Origin of the sequence: Paenibacillus spiritus, assembly GCF_008710135.1 — a bacterium.
In the GTDB taxonomy this organism is placed as follows: Bacteria; Bacillota; Bacilli; order Paenibacillales; family Paenibacillaceae; genus Paenibacillus_AQ; species Paenibacillus_AQ glufosinatiresistens.
In genome coordinates this window covers 77,502-98,990 of sequence record NZ_VYKK01000015.1, presented here as the reverse complement: position 1 = coordinate 98,990, position 21,489 = coordinate 77,502, and the positions used below count along the sequence as shown (strand labels likewise).

The 21,489-nt window shown below is 59.2% G+C and carries 17 protein-coding genes; 2 read left to right on the top strand and 15 right to left on the bottom strand.

From position 1 onward, the window contains the following. Nucleotides 1-85: 85 nt before the first annotated feature. The 10 genes from F4V43_RS11240 to F4V43_RS11195 form a co-directional block, all read right to left on the bottom strand. On the bottom strand, nt 86-2,002 hold the full coding sequence (locus F4V43_RS11240) for a glycoside hydrolase family 2 protein (protein WP_150458335.1): 1,917 nt from the start codon (nt 2,000-2,002) through the stop codon (nt 86-88). Between the two features lie 76 nt (nt 2,003-2,078). Further along, on the bottom strand, nt 2,079-3,701 hold the full coding sequence (locus F4V43_RS11235; RefSeq protein ID WP_223879877.1) for a response regulator: 1,623 nt from the start codon (nt 3,699-3,701) through the stop codon (nt 2,079-2,081). Nucleotide 3,702: 1 nt separating this feature from the next. Further along, a complete protein-coding gene (locus tag F4V43_RS11230; protein WP_150458333.1) occupies nt 3,703-5,508 on the bottom strand; it encodes a sensor histidine kinase in 1,806 nt (601 codons plus the stop codon). Further along, nucleotides 5,505-6,836 (bottom strand): ABC transporter substrate-binding protein, encoded by a 1,332-nt coding sequence (locus F4V43_RS11225; protein WP_150458332.1) that lies wholly within the window; start codon nt 6,834-6,836, stop codon nt 5,505-5,507. The genes F4V43_RS11230 and F4V43_RS11225 overlap by 4 nt, the downstream gene beginning before the upstream one ends. A 133-nt stretch (nt 6,837-6,969) precedes the next feature. After that, nucleotides 6,970-8,838 (bottom strand): family 43 glycosylhydrolase, encoded by a 1,869-nt coding sequence (locus tag F4V43_RS11220; RefSeq protein ID WP_223879863.1) that lies wholly within the window; start codon nt 8,836-8,838, stop codon nt 6,970-6,972. Between the two features lies 1 nt (nt 8,839). Next, nucleotides 8,840-9,676, bottom strand: coding sequence for a carbohydrate ABC transporter permease (locus tag F4V43_RS11215; RefSeq protein ID WP_150458331.1), 837 nt, complete (start codon nt 9,674-9,676; stop codon nt 8,840-8,842). Next, complete coding sequence (locus tag F4V43_RS11210) at nt 9,676-10,569, bottom strand: carbohydrate ABC transporter permease (RefSeq protein ID WP_150458330.1); 894 nt, start codon at nt 10,567-10,569, stop codon at nt 9,676-9,678. Before F4V43_RS11210 ends, F4V43_RS11215 begins: the two co-directional genes overlap by 1 nt. A 150-nt stretch (nt 10,570-10,719) precedes the next feature. Then, nucleotides 10,720-12,000 (bottom strand): ABC transporter substrate-binding protein, encoded by a 1,281-nt coding sequence (locus F4V43_RS11205; protein WP_150458329.1) that lies wholly within the window; start codon nt 11,998-12,000, stop codon nt 10,720-10,722. A gap of 37 nt (nt 12,001-12,037) precedes the next feature. Further along, complete coding sequence (locus F4V43_RS11200; protein ID WP_150458328.1) at nt 12,038-12,244, bottom strand: hypothetical protein; 207 nt, start codon at nt 12,242-12,244, stop codon at nt 12,038-12,040. 16 nt (nt 12,245-12,260) lie between these two features. Beyond that, entirely contained in the window at nt 12,261-12,905 is a 645-nt protein-coding gene (locus tag F4V43_RS11195; RefSeq protein ID WP_223879862.1) for a YdhK family protein, read from the bottom strand. A gap of 212 nt (nt 12,906-13,117) precedes the next feature. On the opposite strand from F4V43_RS11195, the gene F4V43_RS11190 reads away from it, so the two are divergent. Together F4V43_RS11190 and F4V43_RS11185 are read left to right on the top strand one after the other, a co-directional pair. Then, complete coding sequence (locus F4V43_RS11190) at nt 13,118-14,191, top strand: LacI family DNA-binding transcriptional regulator (RefSeq protein ID WP_150458327.1); 1,074 nt, start codon at nt 13,118-13,120, stop codon at nt 14,189-14,191. A gap of 198 nt (nt 14,192-14,389) precedes the next feature. After that, entirely contained in the window at nt 14,390-16,825 is a 2,436-nt protein-coding gene (locus F4V43_RS11185) for a GH36-type glycosyl hydrolase domain-containing protein (protein ID WP_150458326.1), read from the top strand. A gap of 110 nt (nt 16,826-16,935) precedes the next feature. Here the strand turns inward: F4V43_RS11185 and F4V43_RS11180 are convergent, their stop codons facing one another. From F4V43_RS11180 to F4V43_RS11160, 5 genes are all read right to left on the bottom strand, one after another. Further along, entirely contained in the window at nt 16,936-17,136 is a 201-nt protein-coding gene (locus tag F4V43_RS11180) for a hypothetical protein (RefSeq protein WP_150458325.1), read from the bottom strand. A 203-nt stretch (nt 17,137-17,339) separates the two neighbouring features. Then, the gene (gene cheB, locus F4V43_RS11175) at nt 17,340-18,407 is read right to left on the bottom strand and encodes a chemotaxis-specific protein-glutamate methyltransferase CheB (protein WP_150458324.1); all 1,068 of its coding nucleotides are present in this window, start codon (nt 18,405-18,407) and stop codon (nt 17,340-17,342) included. Between the two features lie 35 nt (nt 18,408-18,442). Continuing rightward, nucleotides 18,443-19,261, bottom strand: coding sequence for a CheR family methyltransferase (locus F4V43_RS11170; protein WP_150458323.1), 819 nt, complete (start codon nt 19,259-19,261; stop codon nt 18,443-18,445). A gap of 3 nt (nt 19,262-19,264) precedes the next feature. Beyond that, a complete protein-coding gene (locus tag F4V43_RS11165; RefSeq protein WP_150458322.1) occupies nt 19,265-20,986 on the bottom strand; it encodes a methyl-accepting chemotaxis protein in 1,722 nt (573 codons plus the stop codon). After that, complete coding sequence (locus tag F4V43_RS11160; RefSeq protein ID WP_223879861.1) at nt 20,983-21,486, bottom strand: chemotaxis protein CheW; 504 nt, start codon at nt 21,484-21,486, stop codon at nt 20,983-20,985. Before F4V43_RS11160 ends, F4V43_RS11165 begins: the two co-directional genes overlap by 4 nt. Nucleotides 21,487-21,489 lie beyond the last annotated feature (3 nt).

Genomic DNA, 21,489 nt, shown 5'->3' with positions numbered 1-21,489 from the left:
CCTGACAAGTATATGGGGCCAAATGGGTCCAAAAAAGAAAGGAGCGCTCAATGGCGCTCCCTTTTTTTGGGGCATCGGCCTGTTCTCAGGCCTCTCCGCTATCCCCTTGTTCGCCCTCGTTGATCCGCCGAATGATCTCCAGCGGAATCTTCGGTATCCGGTCATAGGTCAACAATCCGTTAATCTCCTGCTCCACGTCTGTAAGCTGGGTATAACAATAGCCCTGCACGACTGGAGAGCGCAGCATCGGCCCGATGACTGCCCGCAACCGCGCTTCAAAATCCTCGTCGCTGTCTGCCCCGGAGTAACCCCAGCCTTCCCATTCGTTCTTCTTGTAGGCCACGCCGCCAAATTCCGTGACGAGTATCGGTTGCCCTCTATACGGATATCCTTCCACAGCCAGCTTGCGATTGCCGGGATAGGCGGACACGGCGGCTTCGGTATCGGCATACCGCCGCTGAAGCACCTCTTCGCGCCATTCGTAGTCATGAATATTGAACAGGTCGGTATCCACCATCTCCCAGCCGTCATTCGAAACAACCAGCCGGGTCTCATCCAGCGATTTGGTCAGATGGTACATAGCCAGCGCATGCTGCTGCTGACGCCGGTCAACGGCGATCGCCGGGACGCCCCAGCTTTCATTAAGCGGGACCCAGACAACAATGGAAGGATGATTGTAATCGCGTTCCATACACTCCTGCCACTCGCGGGTGAAGCGGCGCACATACTCTTCCGAGTAGGCGTAAGCATTCGCCGCCTCCCCCCAGACCAGCAATCCCAGCTTGTCGCACCAGTACAGATAGCGGGGGTCTTCCAGCTTCTGGTGCTTGCGCGCGCCGTTGAACCCCATTTCCAGGGTCAGTTCCACATCCCGCCGGATCGCCTCATCGCTCGGGGGCGTCAGATTACCGTCGGGATAATACCCCTGGTCCAGCACCAGCTTCATATAATATGGCCGGTTATTGAGGCAGATTTTCCCGCTCTCGATGGAGACTTTGCGCATGCCGAAGTAGCTGCGGACGGTATCCAGCACCGTTTCCCCGTCCAGCAGAGTGAAGACAATGTCATACAGATTCGGCCGCTCCGGCGACCACCAGCGACCCAAGCCATGATCGTTGAAATCGGGCAGCCCGATGGCATGCGGAACCGGCGCAGCGCCGACGGTAAGAACGCTCTCCGCCACCGGCTCCCCTTCGAACGCGATCTCCGCTCGCAGCTTCAGGGAACGGCTCTCGCTCCCGCCCTTGATGTAAGGCATTACTCCGATTTGGCCCCGGTCAATATCCGGTGTCAGCTTCACCCGCTCCAGATAGCAGGATTCCACCGCTTCCATCCAGACCGTCTGCCAAATGCCTGTAGTCCGGGTATAGAAAATGCTCGCCGAATCGCTCTTCCAGTATTGCTTGCCCCGGGGAAGCGTTACGTCCCTGCTGTAGTCGGTTGCCTTCACGATCAGCGTATTCCCTTCAGAACGCAGCGCATCCGTGATATCCGCGCAGAACGGCGTGTGGCCGCCCTCATGCGTGGCCACGAGAATGCCGTTCACCCACACCTTCGCTTCATAATCCACCGCTCCAAAATGCAGCAGCGTCCGCTTGTTTCGGAACGCTTCGGGCAGTTCCAGTTCCCGCCGATACCAGACGACGTCGTGGAAGTCCCGCTCGCCGATGCCGCTGAGCTCGCTCTGGAAAGCAAACGGAACCCGAATTGTCAGCGGCAGCTTCACGCCGCCCGTCTGCCAGCCCTCCGTCTCGCCTTGATTGCCGTCGTCGAAGGCAAATTCCCACTCTCCGTTCAGATTGACCCAAGGTTCCCGAATGTATTGGGGACGGGGGTATTCGGCACGCGGCAGACCGCCTGAGGGGACAATTAAACTATCCGGAGCGGCCAAGCCCTCCGGTCCGGCGGCCAAGTGTTCCCGTGTATCCTTTCCTGCTGCGAATTCTCTCCGGGCGGCTCCTTCCCGCTCTTCCGATTCCGTCTGACGCTGAATTTCTGTCATAGGTTATCCCTCCTGTGTGGTCGGTTTGCTTCTGTTATAACTCATCTGTCCGAACCGGTCGCATCTCTCCCGCCAGTCAGTCCTTGGGCTGAAGGCTGCCCCGGGCGGCTTCCCGGTATTCCTTGGGCGACAGCCCTGTCCGGCTTTTGAAGACACGGTTGAAATGCCGCACATGGGCAAAGCCGGTCTCTTCGGCAATCGCACTGATTTTGTCGGCGGTATACGCAAGGCGCTTCTTCGCCTCCTCCACCCGCAACTGCGTCAGCCGCTCGACGAAAGTAACGCCTGTCCGCTGTTTGAACAAATTGCTGAAATAAGCGGGATTCAAAAACACTTCGTCCGCCACTTCCTTCAGGGTCAGCGGCTCCCGATAGCGGGCCTCCATATAGCGCTCGGCCAGCGCAACGGGATCGGCATCCCGCCGGGCCGGAGAAGCCGCAAGACAGGAAATCAGCCGCTCAAGCAGCAGCCCGCACTGCTCCGTCAGCTCCTCGCGCGAAGTCAACGCGCACACTTCGAACATTACCCGGCCGATATCCCGCGACTCCAGCCAATCCTCTGCCACGCCCATCTCTCCCGCGAGCTCGTAGCATTGGAGCAGCAGCTTGCAGATCTGCTGGTGGATGGCCTCGGGAGACGGGGCTCCGCTGCACAGTTCGGCAATGCGGCGTTCCAGCATGCTGCCGAGTCCGTCGGCGTCGCGCTCCCGGATCAGCCGCTCCAGTCCGTCCCAGGACCAGCGGCGGGTATCCGGGACCAAAGGCGCTGCCGTGCCGCCGACCATCTCGTACTCCAGCACTCGGTCTCCGCCGGCAATCAAGCGGTGGAGCAGAGCAATCTCCGCTTCTTCGTAAGCCCGGGGAATACCGGCAAGTCCGCGGGCAGCCGCGCTTACCCCGATCGTCACCGTCAGATTCGATAGCGAGGAGACCTGGCGGCGGATCATATCGCCGAACGAACGCGCATAGGCGGCGGCCTGGCCATCTTCCTCCAGGTTGAGCAGCGCGACCACCTCCGTATCGGACGGCACAAAAGCCAGTCCGGCCGCATGGCGGTCCAGCATTTCTTGGACAAGCTGGCGGATATAGAGCTGGAAGAGCGACGGGTCGCCGCGCCGATAACGCTCTTCCGTTACAGAGTGCTTATCCAATTTGACAACCAGGCAGATAAAGAGCGGATGCGGCAGAACGATGCCCATCTCTTCCAACAGTAAGCTCTCGTCCGAAGTAAGCGTTCCTTTCAGCAGTGCTTCAGTCAATTGACGGGCAGCCTGCTGCCGGACTGCCGACGTACGCTCCGGGTCCTCTCCTGTCGTCGCTGGTCGAAGTCTTCTCTCCTCCAGCTCGCGCCGCAGACCGTCCATTACGCGGGCCAGCTCCTCTCGCTCGATCGGTTTGGTCAGATAATCCCGGGCGCCCTGACGCATCGACTGCTGGGCGTAAGCGAATTCATCATAGCCGCTGACGACAACCGTCAAGAGATCCGGGAACCGCTCCCTTGCTACTTGCTGCAGTTGAATGCCGTCCATCCGCGGCATATGAATATCGGTCAGCAGCACCTGCGGACGAAGCTGTTCCAGCATGTCGAGCGCCTCAAAGCCATCGCGCGCCTCGCCGACCACCTCCCATTCCCGGCCGAGGTCGGACACCATCTTGCCCAGTCCTTTGCGGAAGATCAATTCATCGTCGACAATGAGCACTCTAGCCAATCTCCCTCTCCTCCTTCCGGTCTCCGGTATGGATTTCGGGCAGCGACAGTATCGCCTTGAAGCCTTGGAATGGCATGCTCTCAATACCAAGTCCGTATTCTTCTCCATAATGAAGCACAATTCGCCGGTGCACATTGAGCAGCCCGTTGCCGGAACGGCCGCCGAGCTCTGCCTTGTCCAGGAGCCGCCGGCGCAGCGACTGCAGCTCGGAAGCGTTCATGCCGATACCGTCGTCCTCGACTGCAATGCGGAGCGTCTGGCCGTCAGCCGAGGCAGTCAGCGTAATGCGCCCTTCGCCAGCGCCCTTGTCGAGCGCATGGTTAATGGCATTCTCTACGAGCGGCTGAACGAGCAGCGGCAGCGCCCGGCAATCCCGAAGCGCAGAATCGACCGTCATTTCGAATCGGATCCGGTCGCCGTAACGCATGCTCTGGATTGCCATATAGCCGCGGACATGCTCCAGCTCGTCTCCGAGCGTGACTGTCTCCCTGCGGCCACTCAGGCTGTAGCGCAGCAGCTTGCTGAGATTGTTCGCCATGGTTACAATTTCGCGGCTGCCTTCCATTTCAGCGTACATGCTGATAGAGCCGAGCGTGTTGTACAGAAAATGCGGATTGATCTTGCTCTGAAGCGCCGCGATTTGTGCGTCCTTCTCCCTGAGTTCTGTCTCGTAGAGCAAATAGCCGATTTCGCTAAGCTTGTCGACCATCCGGTTGAAGGCCAGGCCGAGTTGACCGACCTCGTCCCTACCGCTCTGCGGGAATTTGGCCTGAATCTCGCCGCGCCCGACGTTGCGCATCAGCCGGCTGAGCTTGCGCAGCGGCTGCGTAATCCGGTAAGCGATAAAGACATAGGAGAACAGCGCAACCGCCACACAGACAATGCCGATCACGACAATGTAGGTTCGGAGAGTATACGTATCCCGCATCAGGCTCTTGGCGGGAACAAGACCAACCGTTGTCCAACCCGTAATATCAGAAGTCACCTGGGCAACCAAGGTTCCGCCCTTGGTCTCAGCGTGTCCGGTTTCCTTCCCGGACCAACCGAGGTAGACCGAGGGGTCCAAGCCTCCGCCGTCTTTATTCCTGCCGATGACCAGTTGTCCCTGCTTGTCAGCAATGAACAATGACTCTTCCTCATTCAGACTGACCTTGGCGATAATCTCCTCGAGAAATTTCGTATTCACGTCGATGACGATATAGCCAATGGTGCGCCCGCTGTTGAAGCTGCGAAGTTCCCGGGCGATGGAGAACGCTTGGTACACATTGCCGCCGACCGAATGCAGGTCATGGGTGGCGACAAAGACAGGTTCACCGAAGTGTCCTTGGAACCGGTCCAACCAAGGAATATGGTCCTCCAGCTTGTAAGTCGTGACATACTGGCTTTCCGGGAGCACCACGTAAGATGCCCCTTTCGTTCCATAGAGCGATACGCCCAGAATATCGACCCGTCCGTTTAGAAACACCTGGGTTACGAATCCGTTCAGCTCGTGGATCTCGTCCAGTGTAAGGGGCTGGGAGGGCGCCCGAGAAGACTGCAGGTATTCGGTTACCTTCGGGTACTGATAGGGCATGACTGTCAGCCGATTCAATTCGTTCATGTACGTATCGATGTTCAGCGTGAGCTGCTTCAGCGTCTGAAGCTGATATTCGCCTACTTTATTCTCCGTAGCTTCGGAGAAACGGGAGAAGGCCAGAAAGCCCATGAATCCGAGCGGCAGCACGATGAAGACGACATTAATGAGAATCAGCTTTTGGGCCAGTCCCAGATTGGCGAACCGCCGCCGCAGGCTCTTCATTCTGTTCCCTCCTGCTGCGCCAACTGCCGGTCAATAGCCGCCGCCGCCCGGTCCAGCGTCTCTTCCGGCGTCTGCTGCCGGTAGATCATCCGCTCGAACTGACGGATCATCTCTTCATTGAGGCTCCATTGAATAATGTTGCGCGGCCAATAGGCAACGGAATCGGCCGCCGCGGCATAGTCGCTGCGGAATTTCATCGCCTTGAATTCGGGACTGTCCAGAACTGTTTTGACACTGGGCACATGGCCTGCTGCCGCCCACATCACGCCGTGCTCCGCCACCCAATCGGCAAATATGAGCGCTGCCCGGCGTTTCTCGTCCGTCATGGCGCTTCCCGCCGGAATCGCCAGCGTGTGCGAATCGCCCCAAGCCGCCGGATGATCGTAGATCACCGGCACCGGAACCGCGCCGAGCTCAAGTCCAGGCGCCTTCTCGAACGCACCGGTTCCCCAGACTCCCGCGAGAAGGAGCGCAGCCTGGCCGTCGTGGAACAGCGTGAACGAATCGTTAATACCCGGAGGAATCAACTCCTTGCGGTACAGACTGTCCACGAATTCCAGCGCACGCAGCGACTGCGGATTGTCGAAGGCCGCCCTCTTCCCGGTATCGTCGTAGAAGACGCCGCCGCCGTCCATCTGATTGTAGAGACTCCACCAGAACCAGACGGAGTCGATGCGCGTGCTGGGCAGAGCCAGCGGAGCGATGCGGTCCGGCAAGGAGGCCTGAAGCTCTTGAAGAAAAGCGATAAACCCCGCTTCTCCCGGCGCGATTACCGGCTTCTCGGAGGCATCCAGCAATCCGGCTTCGCGCAGCAGCGCCTTGTTGTAATAGAGCACCAGCGTGTGTGTATCAAGAGGGACGGCATAATGCCAGCCATTGTATAACGTAGACTTTACAATCCGTGGATTGAACATCTCCCAATTCAGTCCGACCCCTGAAGCCGGGGCGTCCAGCCGCTCGATATACCCGTTCTGGACAAATTGCGGCAGGTTAGTGGCGTGAATAACAGCCAGGTCCGGGGCATTGCCAGCCAGAACAGCCGTACGCAGCCGGGAATAATAATCGTCCAGCCGGGAATTGATCTGTTCGATCCGAATATCCGTATGGCTCTTGTTAAAGGCCTCTACCAGTTCTGTCATAAAAAGATTGTCTCCGCCGCTGAAAGGCGTCCAGTATTCCAGGGTCACCGGCTTGGGCGCCGCTCCCTCCGGGGAGCGGGCCGGCTTGCCGCCGGCGCAGCCCGCTGCCAGCGTAAGAGCCAGCACAATCGCCGCTGCCCGGATACCGTCGGCCCGAATTCTTCGATAAATCGTTCTCCCGATTGGCATGATTGTCCTCCGTCTGTGTGAATCTCGTTGAACATGCTTGAACTCAGCCAATTTCATCGATTCGCACAGACTTTGGCCGGGCAGACCGTGTTGTCCGGCGGCTGCCCGAACGCTGGCCAAAGAGTATCAGCTCTTAAGCAGGCGGGCCGCTCACCAAGTCCAGGCAATCCAGTGTCAGACTGCCTCCGGCCGCGGTCACTTCGATGGTATTGGCTCCGGCCTTCAACTTCAGCCGTCCTTCCGCCCGCACGGGCACATTGCGTGCCGGCGCGACGTCTCCTTCGATCCGGGCCCGAACGGCCTTACCGCCGTTCGCCGAGAGGAACAGCTCCGTGTCCGGCCCTTCCGGGTTGAACAGTACAGCGGCCAAGCCGTACTCGCCCTCCTGCGGCACCCGGACGTTCAGAAAGCGCACAACACCTTGCCCAGCGGACAGAACCGCTGTCCCGCCGCCCGAGGCAAAGGGGTGATCCTCACGCTCCGCTCCGGCTTCAAGCGCCGCCAGCTCCGCCTCATACCGCGGAATTTCGATCGCATCCAGTTCGGCGCCGCTGCCCTCCAGACGAATATAAAGCGTATTCATTCCTGTCTGGAAGGGAGCTTCGACGTAGACGTATCCGTCCTCATTCGGCGTCAGTGCGATCTCCGTCCCGGCTTCCTCCCCAGAATCAGCCGCTCCGCCGCCCGGCTCCGCGGAGTGACCTGCGGCTCGTTGCATTTCCCGCGCCCCGCTCTTGTCCAGGCCCGTCCATATCCGGGCCGATTCTGCGGCCGTTCTGTTCAGCCGGTAATGCAGCAGCACGGGCTTCACACCCGGGGCTGCCGACGGCAGCAGCGGGAACGCCAGCACATCTCCGTTCCGGATGGCTGTATCCGCCTTGAAGATGCCGCTGCCCGAAGGAACGTTAATGGCCTCCGCCAGCGGGAGCGCTTCGCCAAACACGGGAAGGCCGTCTTTATCCCACTCAATCCGCTGGGCACGCGCTTTCCGGTTGTTCCAGCCGTCGTTCTCACCTGGGGTGGCGTGATAGATGAGCCACTGCTCCGTTCCGTCCGGCGACGGTGCGAACGTGTTGTGGCCGGGGCCGTACACCCCGCCCGCTTCGTTCATCGTCAGCAGCGGCTTTTTGGATTTCGTCCAGTCCTCGGGCTTGAGCGGATCGCCGCCTTCCCGCAGCGCGAGCAGACCGAGGCTGTAGAACGGCGTCCAGCTTCCCGCTCCGGAGTAGACGATGAATATCCGTCCATTGCGGCGAAGAACCGAATGCCCTTCATTAATATAGGGAGGACCGCCGGCCCGCTCCCATTCGAGATCCGGCTTGCTGATCAGCACCCGCGGGCCGCTGATCGTCAGCGGATCGCTCATCGGCGCGATGTACGTATTCTGGGCCGCATTGACATCGCCCTCCCAACCGGACCAGACGAAGTACAGCTGTTCGTTATGCTCAAGCACCAGTCCGTCGATTGCCCACTTATTGGTAGTGTCGGCGATTTGGCCCTGAAACGTATAGCTTCCCATCGGATCGGCCGTATCAGCCTTAAGGGCGTACATGCGATGATTCTCGTTCTGGCCATTGTCGGCCGCAAAGTAAATATACCAGCTTTCCCTTAAAAATTGAATTTCCGGAGCCCACAGGTTGGCCGAATACAGCGTCTCTGCCGGCGGATACCAGACCGTCCGGCTCTCCGCCTCACGGAAGTCAAGCGTGCGCGACTTCATGACAACGATATCCGCACCGTTATGGGTGAAGGTCATGTAATAATACCCGTTTTGATAGACGACGCTGGGATCGGGGGTATCCCTTTCCGCCAGCGTATTTTTGAAGGTCCCTCCGTGGCCTGTATAGGCCGGCGGCTTAGCCGCGTTGCGCTCTGTTGTCATCATCCTGTATCCGACCCCTGCCGCTAGCAGCAGCACCGCCAGAAGAGCCAGTATGACCTTCGGTCTCCTCAAGACGGATCTGCGGCGCAGCGGAGAAGACGGAGCCTCCTTTGCTACCATATTATTTCACTCCGGCGCTGGTGATCGCCTTCACGAACGACTTCTGCCCCGCTATGAAGATCAGAATAACCGGCAGCGCCGCAATCGTTGTCATTGCCATCAGCTTGCCGTAGCTCTGCGTATAGCTCCCGGTCGCCATAATGGCGATCCCGGCCGTAATAGTCCGCATTTCCGGCGAGGTAGTGGCATACAGCGGCCAGACGAAATCGTTGTAAATGCCCATGAAGGTGAAGATCCCGAGCGTCGCCATGATTGACACCGCCGAAGGCAGCAGAATGCGGGAATACAGGTGCCATTTGTTCACACCGTCGATGACCGCCGCCTCCTCGATCTCCTTCGGGAACGAGACGAAGAACTGATACAGCAGGAACACGCCGAACGCACCCGCCGTAGCCGGAAGAATGAGCGCCGGATAGGTGTTGATCAGTCCGAGCTTGTTGAATTCCATGTACATCGGCAGGAAGGTCAGTACGCTCGGGATCATCAGCGAAGCGATGAACATCGACAGCAGCGTCCGCCGCATCGGCAGATCATGCAGGCGGGCCAGCGCAAAAGCGGCCATGGAGTCGATCAACAGCACGATTGCCGTGCCGATAGCGCCGACGCTGAGCGAATTGACAATCCAGCGCAGAATCGGCGTATTCATCAGCTCGCCGTTTAGTCCTTGAGTGAAATTATCGAAGGTCGGCTTCTTCGGCAGAAAGTTCATTCGTCCGGACAGCGCCTCGAAGTCGTTCTTGAATGCGGTGGAGAGCATCCATACCAGCGGTACCAGCATTACGATTGCGACCAGCACCGCAACCAGAACAGCCGCCGCTTTTCTCGTCTTGTTGTTCATTAGGCCTTCTCCTTCCGGTTCGTAAGGCGGAACTGAACGAGGGAGATCAGCATGATGAGCAGCGCCATCAGAATCGCCATCGCCGAAGCCGAGCCGACATCCTTACGAACAAAAGCTTGGTCCAACACATTCATCAGCAGTACCCGGGTCGTATCCCCGGGGCCGCCGCGCGTCAGCAGGAACGGCTGGGCGTAGATATTGAACGACGCAATCGTCGAAGTAATCGTAACGAACAGCATAACCGGCCGGATCGAAGGCAAAGTAATATGAAGGAATTTCTTCCAGGCGTTCGCGCCGTCGATTGAAGCGGCTTCGTAGTAATCCTCCGGCACCTCGTTCAGCGCGTTGACAAAGATAATCATATTGAAGCCGATCGTCCACCACAGTGTCGTCAGCACCAGCGACAGCCATGCCCAAGGCGTATCGGTCAGCCACGGAATCCCGTTCAAGCCAATTTTGGCCAGCAGGCTGTTGATAAATCCGGCATTCGTATCCAGCATCATGAGCCAGATAACGGCCATGACGGATGCGGACAGCGCATAAGGCAGGAAGTAGAAGGTACGGAACAGGCCGCGCAGTTTGGCCGGCAGAGCATTCACCAACATGGCGATGCCGAGGCCGACGAAGATCAGCAGAGGCACGGAGTAGATTACGAACTGAATCGTCGTCCAGAGTCCTCTGAAGAAAATGCTGTGCTCATACGTACCCGGCGTAAAGATCGTTATATAATTCTTGAATCCGACGAACGGATGCGTAACCGACAGCAGTTCGAAATCCTGGAGACTGATAACGAACCCATAGATGATCGGTACGAGCAGGAACAGGCCAAAGGCCAGCAGATACGGAACAATGAACAAAAATGAGGTCAATCGCGATAGCATCGAGCTTCTCATGCGGGGCTCCTCCCTCCGGGGCCGCTCCAGGCGGTCCGGGCGTTTCTTGCAGTCTGGGCACATCTCTTGTTAAAAAAACGGGAAAGCCGCACCTCCTCCGGCTTCCCGCTGGACCTCTTCCGATTCGGCTCTCTCAGGAGCCGAACCTTGCTACTTCATCGCCTGGCGCGATTTCGCTACAGCGTCGTCCATCGCCTGCTGCGCCGTCTTCTTGCCCAGCAGCGCGTTGCTCAGTTCGCCCCAGACCGGCTCGATAACCGTTCCCCAATTCAGCACGTTCGGCGCGAACTGAACGTGCTCAAAGCTCTGGGACACAGTGCTCTGGAAAGGCATCGCCTTGAACTCGGCGCTGTCGAGCACCTTCTTCGAAGCGACAGCCTGGCCGGATTCGGCCCAATCCAGCGAGTTGCCGGCGACGTATTTCAGAAAGTCGCCGATCCCTGCCAGCTTGGCGCTGTCCGTAACCGCCTTCGGCACGACAAACCCATGAGAGCCCGCATAAATGGCCTGCTTCGCCTTGCCGATCTGCGGCATCACGGCGACGCCGTAATTCAGGCCGGCTTCGTCATACTGCGACTTCATCCAGGGACCGTTGAACTGGATGGCATTTTTGCCTTGGAGGAAGAGCGTATTCTCCCCGTCCTGCTGCACATTCGATGGCGAGATGCCTTTCTCGATCAGGCCGCGCATCCATTCCACCATCTCAACCGCTTCCGGCGAGTTATAGGCGACATCGGTTCCGTTCCACAGCTCCCCTCCGTTCTGCCAGACCAGCGAAGGGAAGATGAACTGCTGCGGCCACAAGGTCGGCACCACATAGCCGTAGACGCCCTTCGACTTGTCGGTCAGCTTCTCGGCGGCCGCCTCAAACTCGGCGCGGTTCGTCGGAGGAGCGGTGATGCCCGCTTTCTCGAACAGATCCTTGTTGTAATACATCAAGACCGGATGGATATCCAGCGGCAGCGAATACAGCTTGCCGTCAATCGTCGAGTACTTGATCGGAGCTTCGGCAAAGTCGGCCGGATTGATCCCCGCCTGGCTGGCCAGCTCATCCACCGGTTGAAGCTGATCCTTGCTCTGGTAGGTTGGGACCGAATCCACATGCATAATCATCAGATCCGGCCGTTCCTTGCCTGTGCTCAGCGCCACGTCGAGCTGCTTGTAGTACTCGCCGTTGGGCTGAATAACAAAGTTGACTTTATAGGCATCCTGCGAACTGTTGTATTTATCAACCAGCTTCTTCATGAATGGACCATCCGAACCGGAGAACGGGGACCAGAACAGAATTTCCGTTTTCTTGCCGCTTCCGGAACCGGTCTGGGCTTTCTTGCCGCCGGTTTCTCCGTCGTTGCCGCCGCAGGCCGACAGGCTTACTGCAGCCAGTACCCCCGTCAGCAACAGCGCGCTGAGCTTGCGAATCGGTTTTCTCATAGATGTAATCTCCTTCGCTCTAATTTGTTAAGCGCTTTCAGGTATCGACACGCTTAATATTACGGCAGCGCCGGGCCTTGGAACATGGCGCATGTTTAGATAAAGTGGACATTTCTACAGATTGCCCGAACCTGCGGACGCCGAGGGCCTCCCGAACCACGCCAAACAGCCGGACTAGATGCCCGCCAAGGGTATCGTCCGGCTTGTCAAAATCCAGCCAGTATGGCATTTCATCGTCCAACATTCAACGCTTCCTGCAATCACCGGGCCTCCAGTTCATCCTCGGTCACCCATTGATGCCCCTTCACCGGTTCCCCGCCGGTAGTCGGCGTATAGTCCACCATGTAGACCACCGTGTGCTTGAAGGAATCGACGACCGCTTTGGCGCCCATCATGCCTGGCATATGGTCGGCTTTAATGGTGATTTCTTTACCGGGCTGGATATCCTCGGTTCCGGCATTCTCGATCTCCTGCTGAATGATCCATTTGTGGTTGGTTATCCGCTCGCCCCCGGTTGTAGGCTGGTAGGAAATCGCATAGACCGTGGTGTCAAAAGCGCCCGAAATGGTCGCGGCTGCCCCCTTCATCCCCGGCATATGGCCGTCCTTGATGACGACCTGGCTGCCTACCGGAAATTTCGGAGACGCAGCATCCTGGAGACCGGCGGGAATCTCGCCGGAAGTCCCGTGCTCCGCCATACCCGTCATACCCGCCATATCCGTCGCCGCCGGAGAATGGCCGGCGTGCGCCCCGGCCGCGGGGCTCGCAGCGGGAGCGGCGCTGGCCCCTCCATTGCCGTTATGGTTGTTCCCGTTCCCCGAACAGCCGCTCAATGCCAGAACGGCCGTTGCTCCGAGCACAAGCGCCGCCTGCTTGGCCTTGCCCGGTTGCATTCTTCTCTTCATCTCGCTTCTCTCCCTTAACTCGGTGTTGGGTTCATTCTTCATTATACCCAATAGGGGTATATATCAATCAAAATCAGAGAACCGGCGCCTTTTCTGCGTCCTTGCTTTTTAACCGTTTTCATTTTATGATAGAAGCATAAACGCGCGTTTACAATATAACGGCGACGGCCTGCAGCTCTTCCGGGCCGATACCGCCGGATCAAGGGGGAGCTATGCGCAGCGAAGATATTGCCAAGCTTGCGGGAGTCTCCCGCAGCACGGTATCCCGTGTTATCAACAATTATGCCAACGTGCCGGAGGAGACGCGGGCCAAGGTGCTGAGGGTCATTCAGCAGCATCACTACGAGCCCAACAGCTTCGCCCGGGCGCTGGCCGGCAAGAAGACGGATACGATCGGTCTGTTCGCCATCAGCATGAACGAACGGCCCGGTGCGGATCGCATCTACCAGAACAGCTATTTCGCTCCGTTCGTCGACGCCGTCGTCGATACGGCGAATGCACGCGGCTGCTATGTGCTGATTCATACCGTCTACTCGCCGGACGATTTCCAGAAGGTCAAGACCGCCTTCGCCCAGAAGCGGATCGACGGAGGCATTCTCGTCGGCACCCAGAAAGACGTCGGCATGGTCCGCGAGATGGCGGAGCTGGAGGCGCCGGTTGTACTGATCGACTATGATATCTCCGAGATCATGGCCGAGCGTCTGGACCGGGGACATCTGGCGGTCGTCAATTCCAAGGACTATGAAGGCGCGGCCGAGGCGGTGGAGTCGCTGATCGCTCTCGGTCACCGGGACATCGGCATGCTGTGCGGCCGCGACAATACCTACTCCGGGCGCGAGCGCTTCCTGGCGTACCGGGATGTGCTGAACCGGCACGGATTGCCGATTGAGCCGGCCTGGGTCCTTCAGGGCGAATTCCTGAAGCGTGAGGCCTACCGGGCGGTCGAGGCCATGCTTACTGCCGGAGGCCCGCGTCCGACCGCGCTGTTCTGCGCGAGCGATGACATGGCAATTTCCGCCATGGAAGCGCTGGCCGCGAACGGTCTGTCGGTTCCCGGCGATCTGTCGCTGATCGGCTTCGACGATATTCCGCTCGCTTCCGGCATCAGCCCCAAGCTGAGCTCCGTCCGGCTGCCGATCTACGACATGTCCAAGGCGGCCGTCGAGAAGGTGCTGGAGCTGTGCGACTCGGCGCAGCCGACCTTCAGCACCGTCAGTTTCCCGTCCCGCCTGGTCGCCAGAGAGTCCTGCGGCGCCCCGGCGCCCCGGCAGAACGGCTTGCACTGACGTTCAGCCCTGCTGCCCGGGGAGCTGCTGCGGCAGAGCCTTCGGGCGAAGACCGCAGCAGCCGGGAGGCGGCGCCGGTTGTCCCGGCAGCCGCCTGTCCGCTTTTCTCCCGTTAACCGCGCAGGCGGAAGACAGACGGGAGAATCATTTTTTGCCCCCTATAAACGCGCGTTCACAATCCGAAAGGAGCAATTATCCATGAAATTCGGTTCTTTTGACGACCAACGCAAGGAATATGTCATTACCACTCCGCAGACGCCTTATCCGTGGATCAACTATCTGGGTAACGAACAGTTCTTCGGCCTGATCTCCAATACCGCCGGCGGCTACACGTTCTACCGCGACGCCCGGCTTCGCCGCCTGACCCGCTACCGTTACAACAATGTGCCGCTGGATTCCAACGGCCGCTATTATTACCTGTACGACGGAGGCGACTTCTGGACGCCGGGCTGGATGCCGGTCAAGCGCGATCTTGACTTCTATGAATGCCGCCACGGCCTTGGCTACACCTCGATTACTGGCGAACGCAACGGAATTTCGGTCAATATGCTGGCGTTCGTACCGATGGGCGAGAACATTGAAGTCCACAAGCTGACGGTCAAGAATACGGGAACCGAAGCGAAGTCGGTGAAGCTGTTCTCTTTTGCCGAGTTCTGCCTCTGGAACGCTCAGGACGATATGACCAACTTCCAGCGCAATTTCAGCACCGGCGAGGTCGAAGTCGAAGGCTCTGTGATTTATCACAAAACCGAGTACCGCGAACGCCGCAACCACTACGCGTACTATTCCGTTAACGCGCCGGTCGCCGGCTTCGACACGGACCGCGAATCGTTCATCGGTCTCTATAACGGCACGGATGCGCCGCAGGCCGTAGCCGCCGGTCAGGCCACCAATTCGGTTGCCAGCGGCTGGTCGCCGATCGGCAGCCATCAGCTGGACATCGACCTGGCTCCGGGCGAAGAGCGCAGCTACATCTTTGTGCTGGGCTATGCCGAGCTTCCGGAAGAAGACAAATGGGCCGCTCCGAGCGTCATCAACAAAGCGCCGGCGCTGGAAGTGCTCTCCCGCTTCTCCACCGACGAAGCCGTAGACGCCGCCTTGAAAGAACTCGCAGCCCATTGGGACAGCCTGCTGTCCAAGTACCAGATCGACAGCGGCGACGAGAAGCTGAACCGGATGGTCAACATCTGGAACCCGTATCAGTGCATGGTGACGTTCAATATGTCGCGTTCGGCTTCGTATTTTGAATCCGGCATCGGCCGGGGCATGGGCTTCCGCGACTCCAACCAGGACCTGCTCGGCTTCGTGCATCAGATTCCGGAACGCGCCAGAGAGCGCATTCTCGATATCGCCGCCACCCAGTTCGAGGACGGCAGCGCCTATCACCAGTATCAGCCGCTCACCAAGAAAGGCAACAACGAAGTCGGCACCGGCTTCAACGACGATCCGCTCTGGTTGATCGTGGGTACTGCCGCCTACATCAAGGAGACCGGCGACTTCAGCATTCTCGATGAAAGGGTCACCTTCGACAGCAACCCGGACAACGCCGCAACGCTGTTCCAGCATCTGAAGGTATCCTTCGAGCATGTCACGAACAACCTCGGTCCGCATGGCCTGCCGCTGATCGGACGCGCCGACTGGAACGACTGCCTGAACCTGAACTGCTTCTCCAAGGAGCCGGGCGAATCGTTCCAGACGACTGCCAATATCGAAGGCCGGGTGGCCGAATCCGTCTTTATCGCCGGTCTGTTCGTCTTCGCAGGCCCGGACTATGTCTCCCTCTGCCGTACCCGCGGCGAGAATGAGCTGGCCGACGCCGCAGAGAAGGCGGTTGCGGCCATGACCGAGACGACCCTGACCCACGGCTTCGACGGAGACTGGTTCTTGCGCGCCTATGACCATTACGGCGAGAAGATCGGCAGCAAGGAGAACGAAGAAGGCCAGATCTTCATCGAACCGCAGGGCATGTGCGTCATGGCCGGCATCGGCGTAGAAGACGGAAGCGCCGCCAAGGCGCTGGCTTCCACCCAGGAACGGCTGGATACGAAGTATGGCATTGTGCTTCAGCAGCCAGCCTACTCGAAGTATTATTTGAACCTGGGCGAGATCTCGACCTATCCGCCGGGCTACAAGGAGAACGCCGGTATCTTCTGCCACAACAACCCGTGGATCATGATCGCCGAAACCGTGCTGGGCAACGGCGACCGCGCCTTCGAGGTGTATGCGAAGATTGCTCCGGCCTACCTGGAGGAGATCAGCGACATTCACCGCACCGAGCCTTATGTATACTCGCAGATGATCGCAGGCCGCGACGCGGTGCGCCACGGCGAAGCCAAGAACTCCTGGCTGACCGGGACGGCCGCCTGGAACTATGTGGCGATCACCCAATCCATTCTCGGCATCCAGCCGGATTACACCGGCTTGAAGGTCGATCCATGCATTCCATCCGAATGGGACGGCTTCCGCATTACCCGCGTCTTCCGCGGCGACACCTATGTCATCGACATTCAGAACCCGAATCATGTCAGCAAAGGCGTAGCCAGTCTGACGCTTGACGGAGCGCCTGTAGAGGGCAATGTCATCAAACCGGTGATGGACGGCGGCGAACACCAAGTCGTAGTCGTGCTGGGCTGAAGCCCCACACCCTAAGAGTTCATGTCCCCGCATTCCTGCACTATGCAAAAGCACCAGCCAAGGGATACCCTTGGTCTGGTGCTTATTCCGGTTTCCCGGGCCAACCGGCCCTAAGACGCCCGCGCTCCGCTCACCGGCCGGCAGGCCAGAATCCGGTCCTCCCGGAAGGTCCGCGGGCTGCCGCTCACGAGGCAGACGGCATGCACAAGTCCGCCCCGAATACCCCGCACCTCAATGCGCCGCTGGGTCAATTTGCCGCTTCCGTCCATGTAGATGACTTCTACTGTCCGCCCGATATATTTGACCGGCATCTGCCTCGCCTCCAGAACAAGTGTTTGCATTCATAATCTTATTATGGCAAACATTTGTTCGCAAATCAAGTTCGGAAAGCTCGTTTCGGATCGGTCTTTTATAAGGCTGTTATTCCAAGAAGTCGATGAATATCCCGCTTCCATCCCAAAGAATACCAATGAACCCGCGCCATCCCGGCGCGGGTTCATTGGTTGTTCAAGCTTCAAGGTCTGCCAAGCAGCGACAGCAGCAGCCCGGGAATGGTGGCCGGAGAGCCTTGTTTCTCGACGGCTCCAAGTTCGTAGGCGGCCTTGGGCATGCCGTACACAACCGATGAAGCCTCGTCCTGGCCGATGGTGCGCGCGCCCCTGCGCCGCATGGCGAGCAGGCCCTTGGCCCCGTCGTAGCCCATTCCGGTTAGCAGGATGCCGACGGCGCGCTCCCCGGCCGCCCGGGCAACCGAATCGAACAGCCGGTCTACGGACGGACAATGCCCGCTGGTCCGCTCGCCTTCAATCAGCTCCGTGCGGAAGCCGCCGCCCAGCTTGCGGACGGCCAGATGCCGCTCGGCCGGAGCGATCAGCACGGTGCCGGGAACGATGGCTTCGCCGCCCGCCGCCTCCTTCACCTTCCAGGGAAGCAGCCGGTCCAGCCGTTCGGCATACATGGCCGAGAAATTCGGCGGGAAATGCTGCACAACCACGATCCCCGGAAGTGAAGGAGGAAGGCCTTTCAGCAGAGCGGCGATAGCTTCGGTCCCTCCGGTTGAAGCGCCGATGGCAATCAGCCTTTCTCCGGCTTCAGCGGATATGCCCGTACCCGGCGCGGCAAGCGGTGCAGAGGCCGGGCGGACCGCAGCCGTCCGTTTCTCCGGGCTCTGCGGCAGAAGCACTCGGGCTGCCGGGGCGTTCTTCACCTTGGCAATCAGCTGCTCCAGAAATCGGGTCCGGCTGCCCGGCGAGCCGGGGTCGGGCTTGACCACAAAATCAATCGCTCCGGCATTCAGCGCATCCAGCACGGCTTCCGGCAGACTGCTGACCACGATGACGGGCATGCTGTACTGCGGCAGCAGTCTGCGGATGAACTCAATTCCGTCCATGCGGGGCATCTGTACATCGCAGACCATCACATCGGGTCTGACGCGCAGGATGGCATCCCGCGCCTCAAAAGGGTCCGCCGCCAGAGCGGCCACCTCGATGGCCGCATCGCTCTCCAGTCCGCGGCGCAGAAATTCCCGGAACAGCGGGGAATCATCTACCAGCAGCACCCGTATTTTGGCATTTCGGTTCATGATCCAGATCCTTTCTATTTGCAGCAGCCATAAATCTATGAGCCCAGCTTGCGGTAGACCGACGGCTTCACATAACGCAGGCCCGGGTGTCCCTCAACCAGCGACTCCGAATGGCCGACGAACAGATAGCCGCCGGGCTCCAGCCAGTCGGCCAGCCGGCCGATCAGCGCCCGCCGAACCCGGGCGTCGAAATAGATCATTACATTGCGGCAAAAGATCGCATGAAAACGGCGCTTGAACGGAAACTCGCCTGCCGTCAGGTTCAACTGGCGGAAGACCACTTCGGCGCGCAGCCGGTCATTCAGCCGGTACTGACCGGCTCCGGCGGGCTGAAAATAACGCTTTTTCCAGCGTTCGGGCAGTTCTTCGATCCGTTCCTCCCCATACATCCCCGTCTGTGCCGCCGCAAGCGCCTGCCGGGAAATGTCCGTCGCCAGAAGCCGGGTATCCCATCCCTTCTTCATTCCGGCAAAATGCTCGTCGATCAGCATCGCCAGCGTATACGGCTCTTCGCCGGTGGCGCAGGCGGCGCTCCAGACGCGGAGATCGCGGTCCCGGGCCCGGGCAATCGCCTCGGGCAGAACCGTCTCCCGGAAGAAGCTGAAATGCTCCTTCTCCCGCATGAAATACGTGTAATTGGTCGTTACGCAATCCAGCATCCGGCTGATCTCCGCCTCGTCCCCGGAGCTCACGATATGGTAGTAATCCACATAACGATCCAGACCGCGCGCCGACAATCGCTGCTGAAGCCGGCCGGCCAGCATGGCCCGCTTCTCCGGCTTCAGTTCAATTCCGCTTCGCTTGCGGATGAAATCCGACAGCATGCGGAACTCCCGGTCGCTCATAGGCGTCATGGCTTACAGCCCGTACTTGCCGGAGTCGCCTTCACCGAGCGCAATGGTCAGAGACTCGGCTCCGGATGCCTGCTTTGCCCGTCCAGCCGGACGCGTTCCGCCCCGGCGGCCGCGTTCGGCGAACCGGAGGTCGCCTCCGCCGGATTGCGGTCGGACGGCATACCGGTCCTTCTCGCCCTTGAGCCGGAAGCGCTCCATCTGTTCGCGCAGCAGCTCCGCCTGGCCGGCCAGCTCTTCGCTGGCAGCGGCGCTCTCCTCGGAAGTGGCCGAGTTGAGCTGAACCACTTCGGACAATTGGTTCACGCCCTGATTGATCTGCGTAATGCCGGCCGCCTGTTCGGCAGAAGCCAGAGTTACTTCACCCATGATCGCCGCAACACCGGCAATATCGGTGACAATCCGTTCGAGCGCGGCGGCGGTATCCGCCGCGATGCGTGTGCCCTGTTCGGATTTCTTGACCGAGTTCTCAATGAGGGCCGTCGTCTCCTTCGCTGCGTTGGCCGAGCGGGCGGCCAGGTTGCGGACCTCTTCGGCTACGACGGCGAAGCCTTTGCCGTGCTGGCCGGCCCGGGCAGCTTCCACAGCGGCGTTCAGGGCCAGAATGTTCGTCTGGAAGGCGATTTCATCGATCGCCTTGATGATTTTGGAAATGCTGCCCGACGATTCATTGATCTCTTCCATAGCCGCGAGCATATCGCGCATCTGGGCGTTGCCCTGCTCGGCATTGTCCATAGCACCGCGCGTCAGACCGTTCACCTGCTCCGCATTGCGCGCATTCTGCGTCGTCTGGGCGGAAATCTCCTCAATAGATGCCGTTAGCTGCTCGATGGCGCTGGCCTGCTCGGCCGCTCCTTGCGACAGGGCCAGGCTGGACTCGGCCATCTGCTGCGAGCCGGCTCCCACCTGCTCCGAAGCCGAACGGATATTGGACATGACTTCATCCAGATTTGTTGACATCCGGCGGAAGGCAGCGGCCAGCATGCCGATTTCATCGGTGCTGTTAAAAGAAATTTCCACATCCAGGTCGCCGTCCGCAATCCGGTCCGCCGCATGCAGCATTTGGCGGATCGGTCTGCCGATCATCCGGGAGATCAGCACGCCGAGCAGGACCGCCAGCACGACAGCCGCTACCAGCACGATGAACATGGTCGTAATAGCGGTGTTGCTCTCATTGGAATATTGGTCGGACTTCTTCATCCCTGTGTCCTGCTTGGTGGCGAACAGGGCGTCAATCGCCTCGGTGGCGTCGGTCACGGGCACCGACCCGTTTCCGTAGAGTTCCTTCAGCGCCTGCTCCGGCTGGCCGGCTTCCTCATAGGAGATCGCTTTGTCGCGGACTCCGTTGTAGTCGCTTAAAGACTTCTTCAATTCCTCCAGCGTCGCCCGCGTTGAGTCCGAATGGATGCTTCCCTCGAACAGCGCCAGATTCTCCGCAATCCGGCTGTCGAGTTCCTGAATCCGGCTCTTCAGCTTGGTCAAATCCCGGTTCGGGTGATCAATAATAATATCGCGGGTGATCGTCCGGATCGCATGGAAATCCATTCCTACCTTGCCGATGTAGCCGAGTGAAATCCCGTAATCCTGATAAAGCTCCGTATAATTGCGGTCCACCTTCTTGAGATTGACAATCCCGACGCCGCCGACAACCGCTGCAAGCAGGGCTACTACGACAAAACTGCATACCAGCTTTACGCCGATTCTCATGTTGTTCCAGATCTTGCTCATACTCCGTTTTCCCCCGTTCGTCTATTCTGAGGCATATATTCTCCATCCAGCAGCTTGGAACAGCTTACCAGCATTTTCATTCCTCCGCCGGCGCTCTTGCCGACGCCCGTAACGTAACCGCCGCCCTCGAACCCTCCGTCCTGGGCCGAGATGACATTCTCGCCCGGAATCGAGATGACTTCGGAGACGCGATCCACAATCAATCCCATGATGGTATCTTCGCACTCCACAACAATAATGCAGGTCCGGTCATGGTACGCCTTCGGCTCCATTCCGAATCTCAGCCGAATATCCATAACGGGAATGACCGTTCCCCGGAGATTGATGATGCCCTTGATATATGTCGGCAGCTCGGGAACCGCCGCAATCGGCTGGATGCCGATAATCTCGGTTACATTCTGGATATCAATCCCGTAGTGCTGGTGGTCCAGCGAGAAAATCAAGTACTTATCCCTTTGGGTGTCTTCTTCTTCATGCTCGACGGTCTCCCATGTTGACAACGA